The organism is Ancylomarina euxina (assembly GCF_003863355.1).
In the GTDB taxonomy this organism is placed as follows: Bacteria; Bacteroidota; Bacteroidia; order Bacteroidales; family Marinifilaceae; genus Ancylomarina; species Ancylomarina euxinus.
Map to the genome: position 1 here is coordinate 200,774 of NZ_QQWG01000006.1, position 11,039 is coordinate 211,812.

Consider the following 11,039-nt stretch of genomic DNA (forward strand, 5'->3'; position numbering starts at 1 on the left):
ATTGACCTTTCATGCTTGTTATTATCTCTTTAGATCACTACTTCTTCCGAAATTGATTCTTCAATTTTTATACTAATTGGTACTTGAACGCCTAATAAGCCTTTTAAATAAACTGCTTTACCATTATCTAATCTTAATACCGGTTTTATAGAATCATGTAATAATCTTGAAATAAAGTTCTCAGACTGCGAATCACCAAATAATACATCTTGTGCTCCTTGTGCTAAAACCAGATCCGCTTTCTCTTGCTTAACGTATTGTAAAACCGTTTCAATCTTGTCTTCACCTGTGTTTTCAAATATTTTCACCTCACAAGAAATCCCTTCGTTTCTGATTGAACGTTCTAGTAATTTTGCCTTTCTATAAGCTAAACTCTTTTCTACCTCAATGTTCACATTCAAAACTGAAATTAATGTGATATGCGCATTTAATTTCTTCCCTAGATAAATAGACCAGTTTAATAAATCTCTCGACTGCTGTCTGATATCAACTGGAACTAATATATTACGAACACCTCTATATGTCCATCGATCTTTAACCGACAATACTGGGCATTTAATATATTGAACAAACTTGTCGGCACTATGTGTTTTCAACTTCCCGACTAAGCCTTCTATTCTTTCATTTTTACGAATAATAACTAAATTATAACTCTCACTATTAGCCACTTCAATAATTGTGGAAACATGCTGTCCAATTTCAACACGCAGATCTACATATTCAGGAATCCTTCCCTTAAACTGAAGTTTTGCAAATCGAATCAATCTAATCATTGCTCTCGCCTGCAACCTCTTATTAAGTTCTGATTGTACCAAACTCTTTAAATTTGATGCAGCAGGCGTCACATGAATAAGTGTAATTTTAGAATTCATTTTCTTCTTGAAAAAAACAGCTTGCTTCAAAGCATCTTCACCATCTCCACTAAGACTAACGGGTACAAGAACACGTTCAAGTTTAATATCTTTCATATCAATCTACCTAATATTTTTAAACACGAATACCTTTACTTTTCAACAACCAAGAATCCAAACATGCCTTAATCCCATTCTGAAATTTTCGTTGCGGATTCTTCTCAAACATAATCAGCTGACTCCTTCCTTTTTGTGCGAACTCATGAATTTCTTTTTGTCCTTCTCCTTTTTCAATCTGGGCGAATGTTACCCTTGCTCCCTTACAATTTTCAATCAAGGGTAGCACCCTATTCTTTCTCTCTTCAGCTGATTCAAATAGGCGAGATAAACAAACCTTGATATTTGGATTTTCACTAATGGCTATTTTCTTCAATACAGATAAATTTGATGAAGTAGTCTCCAGGGCATCAGCAAGTATGAAGATTTCTGATATCGCATTATTATCTTCAAGCCCTACCAAAACAAATAAATCTTGAGACACCTGATTTATAAGTTCATTCATTCTAATCTTATTGGGAAAAAGGCTTTCATAATTCCTAGATCCCATTACAACCTGCCACTCTTTAGATTGATACGACTCTGTTTTAAAGTAGGCACATAAATCACCTTCAAAGGGTATTAAGCGAATTTGATCATCAGGCATTGAATAGCGATTTTGTAAATGTGATTTTAAACTGTCCAACTCACTATTGGCTATTCCTTCAAGCATAGGTGATAAATCACGCACCATAGAAGACCCAAAATTGGGTTTTTGCCAGGTTTGAATAATATGAATCAATGAGCCTGGACGATAAAGGTATCGCATGGCAAAATGAATGGCTGCCCTATTCCCTTCTGAATAATCTGCTAAAATCAAAATATTCGATTTTCCCTTTATAGATGTGCCTATTTCCTTTGTTTGCATGTCTCAATTTTTATTGGACAAATGTATGAGGTCTATTAAATGCAGGAAACAGGGTAGGTCCTAAACCTGATGGGGGAAAACCCTACATTTTATCCTATTATAATAATTTAACAATCACAAGAGTCAGTATTAACATCCTTATTATCAGAGTTTCATCTCTCGAATAAATCAATTTAATGATTATAAAAATTGGTTGGAAGATAATAAGCGGTACTCCCCCTCCTTTTTTTATATACATTTACATTATCAGAAAAAAAAATGAAAAACTTTAGCATCCGTTTTATACTACTTATTTTACTAGTTGTTATAGTCCCTACAATCCAAAAAATGGTATTAGGAACACAACAAAAAGCTCAACTTAGCACCCCTATTTCTGATCTTGAAGAATCTAAGTTCGAAAACGATTATGAGGAACCTGATAGTCAGTTTATCTGTTCTTTTCTTAAGTTTTTTAAGCACTTTAAGTTGCCGAATCAATTCTCGTATAAAGTTTCAGCTCTATCCCATAGTCTAGCTGACTCGATTCTTTTACCCCCCCCTCAATTTTAATAATCAACGGCGTATTAGTGTTCTTCTTAAGCAACTGCTTCGAGAATTATACTATTTCATCAATAGTCTACATAACTATCTATTGGTCAGTAACCAATACATAAGCCTATGTGCGCCTAAGATTAGACTAGCAACAGCACATCCTTTTCTCAGGATCTGCTCTTCATTTTATCACCATAAGAATAGAGAAAATAATGAGATCACAATTAGCACCAAAAAATCGAAAATCTAAGCTTCAACTGATACATCAATACTATTCCTATACTGGATTTTATAACTTTATCTGGGATAATATTAAGAAATCGATTCTACCATTTATTTTAATTATAGGTGGGCTTATTTTAATTGATCGATTTGTCATCGACTTTAATTCCTTCTTTGCATATATTACAGAAAACTATTCTGCCATAAGTATTTTTTCTCTGTTTTTCACGTCAGAATCATTACTCGGCTTAATTCCACCAGAACTTTTTATTGCATGGGTTAAAACCTTACCGACGCCATTTTTAAATCTTTCCTTATTGGCTTTACTTTCCTATTTAGGAGGTTGTGTGTCTTATTTCATTGGCCGAGGCATACTATCCATACCTAAGGTTAGTCATTACCTTGAGTCCAAAATGGCAAAGCATATTATCAATATCCGAAAATGGGGTGGTTTTCTTATCATTGTGGGAGCCCTACTGCCTATTCCATTTTCCATGGTTAGCATCGCATCAGGAATCATTAGTTTTAGCTTCAAAAGATATTTAATGTATGGCCTTTTTAGGTTCTTACGTTTCTATTTATACGCTCTTGCTATCTTTTCATTAATGAGCTAACAAAAACAGATCCCAGCCTATTGGCTGGGATTTGTCTTTTAAAAGATTACAATCTTAATTAAGATTACCAATTACAATTTTCAGTTTATTTTGAATCTCAACAGCAATCTCTCCTAAACTATCATTCTCGACTTTGGCCATTGATGCAATAGGATCAACTACAGATACTTCGATATCACCATTATCGTGTTCCTCAACAATAACATTACAAGGTAGAAAAACGCCTATTTTATCTTCTCGTTGCAAGGCTTTATAGGCATAATGTGGGTTGCAGGCACCCAAAATCACATATTTTTTAAAGTCTGCATCAATTTTCATTTTCAGAGTTGCTTTAACATCAATTTGTGTTAAAATACCAAAACCTTCTTTCTTCAGCTCTTCAGTTGCTTGCTCAATTGCTTCATCAAAGCTTTTCGTTTTTAAGACCTTATTAAAATAGTAGCTCATAATTTGATTTCTAAGATTATCCTAAATACATTTTAATGAAATTAGTCGCTGAATACTATATAATTACCCATGACTTTACTCTCCTCAATTTAACAAATATTTTTCCATCAAAAAAAATCCCAGACATTTATATCTGGGATCTATATTTATAAATAATACAGTCTTCACTAATCAATTATTCAGCATTAACTTTTTTAGTAAACGTTACTGTGGCAAAATCTGCTGATAAATTTGTTCCGTCCCCAAGAGGACTGTCTACAAATAATGATATTGATGCTTTGGGATCAGTTTCAACATTTTCAGATGTAAATGTTGTTCCACTATCAGTTCCTGCATCGTAAACAGCTGCTGTTACGGTTTTAGTATCAACAAAATTACTACCATTGTATAAGTTAACATTGAGAACCGCAACATACCAATCAGGGCTAGGCGCAACCATTGATACTAATGTAACGGCTGAATTAATGGCATCAACTTCTATTTCAACAGTAATCTCCCCTGTTCCACTTCCTAAACCGCTTCCAAGTACAAAATCTAATCCTTCATTATTAGCAATTTTAGCTTCTAATTCAGTTTTTAAGGTTTCAGTACCACCCGTTTCAGCCATCTCTTGAATTCCTGCAGATACAGATGTTTCAACTTTAAAGAAGGTACTCGTTGTTGGATGAGACCAACCAATTAAAGGCGAAAAATGAGCATTTGAAGGATAATCTGTAGGAAAATCAGTATTATTCCAATGCATCGTAAAAGTAACTGTATAAGTCGCAACTCCTTCAATTCCGGTCTCAATAGGTCCATCACTTTTACTACAGCTCACGAATACCAAACCAACTAACAGGTATAAGGATAATCTAAATTTTCTCATAATTCTTATTTATAATTTCCAACTAGCTTATTTCATAGTAAGTATATCAACAAACAGTATTAACCTCTCTTTGATAAATAAAAATAAGCATATTTCCTTACAAATTCGACTCATATCATGTCTACTTAACATCAACCAGAAAAAAAAACCTCAGCTTTTAAAAGCTGAGATGACAATTTAGATGGCTTATTTTTTGAACCTCAAACGAAGTAATCTATTATTCGTTTCCTTATGTACAAGCTCTTCAAGTAATTCAAAACCATACCTATCGTAAAAGGCTCTACCAACCACATTTCTTTCAAAAACTTCAACTTCCATTATATCGTGAAAATCAGAAACAAAGTCCATTAATTGTCTACCAATACCCTTTCCATGATAATCCGGACGAACAAAAATAGCTCCCACCTCATTTCCCATCATCGAGATAAAACCCAAAATAAGCCCCTCATTTATATACACCCAGGTCGAAGTATTAGGAATATAAACATCGCGAATATTCCTCTTCTCCATACCCATAAAATCGGCATCTAAAAAAGGATGAGCCATTCTGGAAGCTTGATACCAAACCTCTAAAATTTCATCAATATCACTTTCTATATATTTTCGTATCATTTTTTCTTTCCGTTTTTCAATCTCAAAACCTAACAACAACTAGAAGACTGACATGCTCACATTCAGCAATTTAAACACGTTGTTTGATTTAAAAATCATAGCCGTATAAGTTACGAATCATAGAGCAAAGAGTCAATTTCTGTTTCATTTATTTTGAAACGAAATTTGTTTTAAAGGAAAATTTACAATAACATTGCAGCATGAAAACAAATATGACACAAAATAATTTTTGGTGGAACTTCTCAATAATCATTATCGAGAAGGGATAGCCATATGCACATAATTCATATACTAAAAGACCTGCTTCTCGCAGGTCTTTTTTTTTTGCACTAAATCGTAAAATTCTAACTATAAAACCAAAAAACCATGACATTTAAAGACTATTTTAAAAAGTACCCTAACGAAGAAGGTTATTTCGGCGAGTATGGCGGAAGCTTTATACCTCCAACTCTGGAAGAAGAAATGAAACGTATTAATGAGGCTTATTACTCAATCAGTAAATCTCATGAGTTTATTTCAGAATTAAGAAGTATTCGTAAACACTTTCAAGGACGTCCAACTCCGGTCTATTACTGTAATCGTTTATCTGAGAAATATGGTGGACGTATTTACCTAAAGCGTGAAGACTTAAATCACTCAGGAGCCCATAAATTAAACCACTGCATGGGCGAAGCTTTACTTGCCAAGTATATGGGCAAAAAGAAACTTATTGCTGAAACTGGAGCAGGTCAGCATGGTGTTGCTTTAGCCACAGCAGCAGCATACTTTGGTTTAGAGTGTGAAATTCACATGGGCGAAGTTGATATTGCTAAGGAGCATCCCAATGTGATGCGCATGAAGATACTTGGTGCTACCGTTGTACCTGTTACACACGGTTTAAAAACCTTGAAAGAAGCTGTTGATTCCGCTTTTCAGGCTTACTTAAAAGATCCCATCAACACCATTTACTGTATTGGATCAGTTGTTGGACCGCACCCCTTCCCCATGATGGTTCGTGAATTTCAACGTGTTGTTGGTATCGAAGCCCGTGATCAATATCAGGAAATGACTGGCGAATTACCAGACAATATTGTTGCCTGTGTGGGTGGTGGTAGTAATGCCATGGGTATCTTTTCTGCCTTTTTAGATGATAAAGATATTAAGCTTCACGGCGTTGAACCAGCTGGTCGTGGAATTGATAAAGAGGGTGAACATGCTGCAACTTTAACTCTTGGAAGTCCTGGTGTTATTCATGGTTTCAAATGTTATATGCTTCAGGATAAAACTGGAGAGCCAGCACCAGTTTATTCTGTTGCGAGTGGATTAGATTATCCGGGTGTAGGTCCTGAGCACTCTATGCTTAAAGATCTGGAAAGAGCTGAATATCATCACATCGATGACAATGAATGTATTGATGCTTTTTTCGAACTAAGCCGCTTAGAGGGTATTATTCCAGCACTTGAGTCGGCACATGCCATTGCTTATGCCATTAAATTAGCTAAAGCCAATCCTAAACAATCGATTCTTGTGAACTTGAGCGGACGAGGCGATAAAGATCTGGATTTTGTGGTTGATACTTATGGTTTACCTGAAGACAGAGAAGCTTAAGTCACTTTTATGAAACAAAAATGGCGACCAGTGTGGTCGCCATTTTCTGATACTATATAAGAGTCTAGTGACCCGCTTCTTCATCATTCAAAGATTGAAATCCTTTACCGATAATTTCGTTTGCTTCAGTAACATTTACGAAAGCTTCAGGATCAACTTCTTTAATATGTAGCTTAAGAATTTCAAGTTCTCTACGGCTCATTACCGAGTAAACCATTTTTCTTTCTTGTCCTGAGTATGCTCCAGTTCCAGTAAAGATAGTCGCTCCACGCATCAATTCATTCTTAATTTTAGCAGCGATAGACTCATATTCATCAGAAACAATCATAACCGTTTTGTGATAACTAGCACCACTTACAACCATATCGATAATCTTACCTTCGATATAGATAATAATTAATGAATAGATTGCAAATTCCCATCCAATAGTACCCGATTCAGTAGGTTGAATAAGTGTGAACAATACAATAATACCATCAACAATCATTACCAATTTACCCAGAGATAACTTGGTATACTTTGCTAAAATCATAGCAATGATATCAGAACCACCTGAAGTCGCACGCGACTTAAAGATTAAACCGATAGAAATACCATAGAATACACCGGCAACAATGGTGTTCAACATTGGATCAAGAATAACCTTAGGATAACCAACAGAAACGAAAGTTTCCATTATCCAAACAGTAATCAGAATTGTTGCAATACTTACGATTGTCTTAATCCCAAATCGAGGACCAAGAATGATTGTACCTAAAATAACCAATGGAATCTCCATAGCGAAGGTACAATAACTAATTTTCCAGCTAAACATTGTGTTTAGAACTGTAGCGATACCATAAACGCCACCTGGCGCTAATTTGTATGGAACCACAAATAAAATGTCAGAAACAGCGAAAATAATACTCCCTAGAATAAGGTAAGTATAGGCAGCAAGCCATTCGTTTGACAAAAATTTTTCTTTAGTAATAAAAGCCATTCTATGTGTTGTTTAGTATTTAAACGATTCGACTTGTCCTCTAGACTGTTAATCTTTTGAATAGTATCGAAAAGTTTAGATATGTTTAAAATCGGCGACAAAATTAATCGGCTTAAGCACAATAACAATGGCTTTAACAAAGAAAATTACATGTCGAGAAACAGCATTTTATCACGTTTAAACTATTGTAATAATGAAAATTTTAATTCGTCGTAAAATTAGTCTCATACATGCTCATGTATAGTGAGTTTACAGCATTCCTGCAAGTGGTAAAAACTCCCTTCTTTACAGTAAAAATGGTGGCTTCTGATAAATAAGCAAAAAAAAAGACCTCAGTTGTAAAACTGAGGTCGAATATCATTGGTAATATAAGCCTAATTCAAGCCACTACGCTTCAATAATGGTGCAATGGATGGCTCCTGTCCGCGAAAGCGTTTATAAAGAATCATAGGGTGTTCACTACCTCCTCTTTCAAGCACATTCATTCTAAATGAATCAGCAATATCAGCATTGTAAATACCTTTCTCTTGAAAAGCAGCAAAAGCATCTGCATCTAAAACCTCAGCCCACTTGTAGCCATAATAGCCTGCAGCATAACCACCAGCAAATATATGCGAGAAAGCTGGGCTCATACATGAGGTTTCTAATCTAGGGAAAAGCTCAGTAGCCTGCATAGCTTCTGCTTCAAATTCTGAAACAGTCCCGTCGATTGATTTTTCAATAGAATGCCAAGCCATATCATTCAAACCAAAACTAATCTGGCGAACAAAAGCATAACCCGAATGGAAATTTCCACTATCGATAATTTTCTGAACCAGATCAGCAGGGATCTTTTCTCCCGTTTTATAATGCTCAGCAACCTTATCAAGCCATTGCTTCTCAAAAGCATAATTCTCCATAAACTGAGAAGGTAGTTCTACAAAATCGCGATAAACACTGGTTCCTGACAAGCTAGGATAAGAACATCGAGAAAGCATGCCATGCAAAGCGTGTCCAAATTCGTGCAAGAAAGTTGTCACCTCACCAAAACTCAACAAGGACGGCTTTGTTTCTGTTGGACGAGTAAAATTACACACAATAGAGATGTGCGGGCGGTGATCTTGTCCATTTTGAAGAAACTGCTCACTGTAAGATGTCATCCAAGCTCCACCTTGTTTGCTATCGCGGGGGTGAAAATCGGCATAAAAAACCGAAAGAAAATCTCCTTTTTTATCTAACACTTCGTAAACATCAACTTCCTCATGATACTTATCAATCTCCGTATTCAACTTAAAAGTCAACCCGTATAAATCTGTCGCCAAATCGAAAATACCTTGCTTCACACGCTCCAATTCAAAATAAGGACGTGTTAACTCATCATTCACCTGGTATTTCTCGGTCTTCAACTTCTCAGCATAGTAAGCCCAATCCCAACGTTGTAATTTGAAGTCAGCACCTATGCTTTTTGCATAAACCTGCAGCTCATCGAATTCTTCTTTGGCTTTAGGCATCGACGCTTCAAGCAATTCATTAAGGAAACCGATAACTTTATCAGGATTCTCAGCCATACGCTCCTCTAATACGAATTGAGCATAGTTTGGATAATCAAACAACTGCACTTTTTCTAAACGCAGGTCAACAATTTTCTTGATGATTTCCTGATTATCAAACTTATCATTAAAACATCGAGAAGAATAAACCTTAAACATCTTTTCGCGCAGTTCTCGATTGTCGGCATATTGCATAAAAGGCACATAACTTGGGAACTGAAGTGTAAATACCCAACCTTGTTTATCCTTAGATTTAGCAGTAGAAGCAGCCGCCTCCATTACGCCTTCAGGTAAACCTGCCAATTCTTTCTCATCAGTAATATTTAGTTCGAAATTGTTGGTTGCGGCCAATACATTCTCGCCAAACTGAAGCGTTAATTGAGAAAGTTCTTTCGATATTTCACGAATTCTGGCTTTCTTCTCTCCAACCAAATTAGCACCCGAACGAATAAATGATTTATAACGTTTATCCAAAAGCATGCTTTGCTCTTCATTCAAACCCAGAGCTTCCTTATTGTTATAAACAGCCTTCACTCTTGCAAAAAGTGGCTCGTTCATTACAATATCATTAGAGAATTCGCTTAATAAAGGCGAAACCTCGCGAGCCAAAGCTTGCATCTCGTCACTGGTATCCGCATGATTCAAGTTAAAAAAGACAGATGATACCTGATCCAAGAGCTCACCTACAAAGTCCATAGCCTCAATTGTATTCTCAAAACTAGCAGCTTCTGTATTATTGGCAATTTGGTCAACTTCCTCTCTGGCAATTTTGATACCCTCAAGAAAAGCGGGCATATAATGCTCCATTTTAATTTCACTAAATGGTGCGGTATGATGTACTGTGCTAAACTTACACAACAAAGGGTTTATATTCTTAGTCATAATTTTATTTTTTTTTGGATGAGTATTGAGAATAAGCTATAAAATCCAATTCTCAAAGAATAACAAATATAGGAATTATCTAATTCTTCCTGACCATAAAGTAGACTAGACAATTTCTATCTCACTTATTTAACCTTTATTCACCTATTCCATTTCAATTGCCAATTTGATTGGGATTTGATAAGATAGAAATCTCTCAAAATATAGACATAAAATAAAAATTTCAGCTTGTCTATAGTCATAATATGACCGACTAATTCCTTAAAAACGCCTATATTAGGCGGAAGAATTACTCATTTATAAAAAACACGACAATGATTAAGCATATCGCCCTGTTTAAGTTTAAGGCTTTTGAGTCAGAAGCAGAAAAGGAAATGTATTACGAAAGACTCAGAAAAGCCTTTGATGGACTTGATAAAAAAGTTCCCGAAATCAAGTTCCTGCAAATTGGATTTGACGAGCTACAGTCTGAAGCATCCTTCGATTTCGTTGTTAATGTGGTTCTTGAAAATATAGATTGCCTACCAGCTTATGCAAACCATCCTGAACATCTTAAAGCCGCATCAGTTGTAAGGGAAATGATGGTGGATAGGAAAGTGATTGATTATTCCTTTTAAGCATCGGTCTATGTCATTCATTAAACAATAAAAACACAAAAGCGCCTAATATTAAGCAATATTGGGCGCTTTTCATTTAAGTAAAAACGATAAAACCCTATATTTTATGGGATTATAATAAAGGACTCTAGCCCTTTTCTACAAAAAAATGCTTCTTTTCAGTATTCCCTTAGACGTTTTACGCATTCCCTTGGTCTACTTTCGCATTCCCTTGGACTTGCAACAAAAATGTGGACAATAAGTTAAGTCATGCCGCTCTCTTTTGATTATTTAATAGCCTTCCGTATTCTAAAGGCGAAAGATAATTTAAAGAAGAATGCCTTCTACATGTATTGTACC

Annotated in this window: 10 protein-coding genes; 3 read left to right on the forward strand and 7 right to left on the reverse strand. The window is 35.4% G+C overall.

Annotated elements, in window-relative coordinates; genetic code table 11:
* Positions 1-29 precede the first annotated feature (29 nt).
* Both DWB61_RS08335 and DWB61_RS08340 read right to left on the reverse strand, forming a co-directional pair.
* Entirely contained in the window at positions 30-968 is a 939-nt protein-coding gene (locus DWB61_RS08335; protein WP_125030440.1) for a universal stress protein, read from the reverse strand.
* Between the two features lie 19 nt (positions 969-987).
* Positions 988-1,815, reverse strand: coding sequence for an adenine nucleotide alpha hydrolase family protein (locus DWB61_RS08340; protein WP_125030441.1), 828 nt, complete (start codon positions 1,813-1,815; stop codon positions 988-990).
* Positions 1,816-2,558: 743 nt separating this feature from the next.
* Between DWB61_RS08340 and DWB61_RS08345 the strand changes: the two genes are divergently transcribed.
* The gene (locus DWB61_RS08345; protein WP_125030442.1) at positions 2,559-3,182 is read left to right on the forward strand and encodes a YqaA family protein; all 624 of its coding nucleotides are present in this window, start codon (positions 2,559-2,561) and stop codon (positions 3,180-3,182) included.
* 54 nt (positions 3,183-3,236) lie between these two features.
* On the opposite strand, the gene DWB61_RS08350 is transcribed toward DWB61_RS08345, so the two are convergent.
* The 3 genes from DWB61_RS08350 to DWB61_RS08360 all read right to left on the reverse strand — a co-directional run bounded on the left by DWB61_RS08350 (position 3,237) and on the right by DWB61_RS08360 (position 5,106).
* Positions 3,237-3,629, reverse strand: a complete 393-nt coding sequence (locus DWB61_RS08350; RefSeq protein ID WP_125030443.1) for a DUF302 domain-containing protein — start codon at positions 3,627-3,629, stop codon at positions 3,237-3,239.
* A 175-nt stretch (positions 3,630-3,804) separates the two neighbouring features.
* Positions 3,805-4,494: a spondin domain-containing protein gene (locus DWB61_RS08355; protein WP_125030444.1), complete on the reverse strand. Its 690-nt coding sequence runs from the start codon at positions 4,492-4,494 to the stop codon at positions 3,805-3,807.
* 186 nt (positions 4,495-4,680) lie between these two features.
* On the reverse strand, positions 4,681-5,106 hold the full coding sequence (locus DWB61_RS08360) for a GNAT family N-acetyltransferase (RefSeq protein ID WP_125030445.1): 426 nt from the start codon (positions 5,104-5,106) through the stop codon (positions 4,681-4,683).
* Positions 5,107-5,472: 366 nt separating this feature from the next.
* Here DWB61_RS08360 and trpB point away from each other — a divergent pair, with 366 nt between their 5' ends.
* Positions 5,473-6,693, forward strand: coding sequence for a tryptophan synthase subunit beta (gene trpB, locus DWB61_RS08365; protein ID WP_125030446.1), 1,221 nt, complete (start codon positions 5,473-5,475; stop codon positions 6,691-6,693).
* 64 nt (positions 6,694-6,757) lie between these two features.
* On the opposite strand, the gene DWB61_RS08370 is transcribed toward trpB, so the two are convergent.
* Both DWB61_RS08370 and DWB61_RS08375 read right to left on the reverse strand, forming a co-directional pair.
* The gene (locus DWB61_RS08370) at positions 6,758-7,672 is read right to left on the reverse strand and encodes a YitT family protein (RefSeq protein WP_125030447.1); all 915 of its coding nucleotides are present in this window, start codon (positions 7,670-7,672) and stop codon (positions 6,758-6,760) included.
* Positions 7,673-8,046: 374 nt separating this feature from the next.
* Positions 8,047-10,083: a M3 family metallopeptidase gene (locus DWB61_RS08375; RefSeq protein ID WP_125030448.1), complete on the reverse strand. Its 2,037-nt coding sequence runs from the start codon at positions 10,081-10,083 to the stop codon at positions 8,047-8,049.
* A 314-nt stretch (positions 10,084-10,397) separates the two neighbouring features.
* Between DWB61_RS08375 and DWB61_RS08380 the strand changes: the two genes are divergently transcribed.
* The gene (locus DWB61_RS08380; RefSeq protein ID WP_125030449.1) at positions 10,398-10,700 is read left to right on the forward strand and encodes a Dabb family protein; all 303 of its coding nucleotides are present in this window, start codon (positions 10,398-10,400) and stop codon (positions 10,698-10,700) included.
* Positions 10,701-11,039: the final 339 nt, after the last annotated feature.

Bases quoted from the DNA above. Each gene is read 5' to 3' on its own strand.
- trpB (WP_125030446.1), top strand. From the start codon at position 5,473: ATGACATTTAAAGACTATTTTAAAAAGTACCCTAACGAAGAAGGTTAT.
- DWB61_RS08345 (WP_125030442.1), top strand. From the start codon at position 2,559: ATGAGATCACAATTAGCACCAAAAAATCGAAAATCTAAGCTTCAACTG.
- DWB61_RS08350 (WP_125030443.1), bottom strand. From the start codon at position 3,629: ATGAGCTACTATTTTAATAAGGTCTTAAAAACGAAAAGCTTTGATGAA.
- DWB61_RS08375 (WP_125030448.1), bottom strand. From the start codon at position 10,083: ATGACTAAGAATATAAACCCTTTGTTGTGTAAGTTTAGCACAGTACAT.
- DWB61_RS08355 (WP_125030444.1), bottom strand. From the start codon at position 4,494: ATGAGAAAATTTAGATTATCCTTATACCTGTTAGTTGGTTTGGTATTC.
- DWB61_RS08380 (WP_125030449.1), top strand. From the start codon at position 10,398: ATGATTAAGCATATCGCCCTGTTTAAGTTTAAGGCTTTTGAGTCAGAA.
- DWB61_RS08340 (WP_125030441.1), bottom strand. From the start codon at position 1,815: ATGCAAACAAAGGAAATAGGCACATCTATAAAGGGAAAATCGAATATT.
- DWB61_RS08360 (WP_125030445.1), bottom strand. From the start codon at position 5,106: ATGATACGAAAATATATAGAAAGTGATATTGATGAAATTTTAGAGGTT.
- DWB61_RS08335 (WP_125030440.1), bottom strand. From the start codon at position 968: ATGAAAGATATTAAACTTGAACGTGTTCTTGTACCCGTTAGTCTTAGT.
- DWB61_RS08370 (WP_125030447.1), bottom strand. From the start codon at position 7,672: ATGGCTTTTATTACTAAAGAAAAATTTTTGTCAAACGAATGGCTTGCT.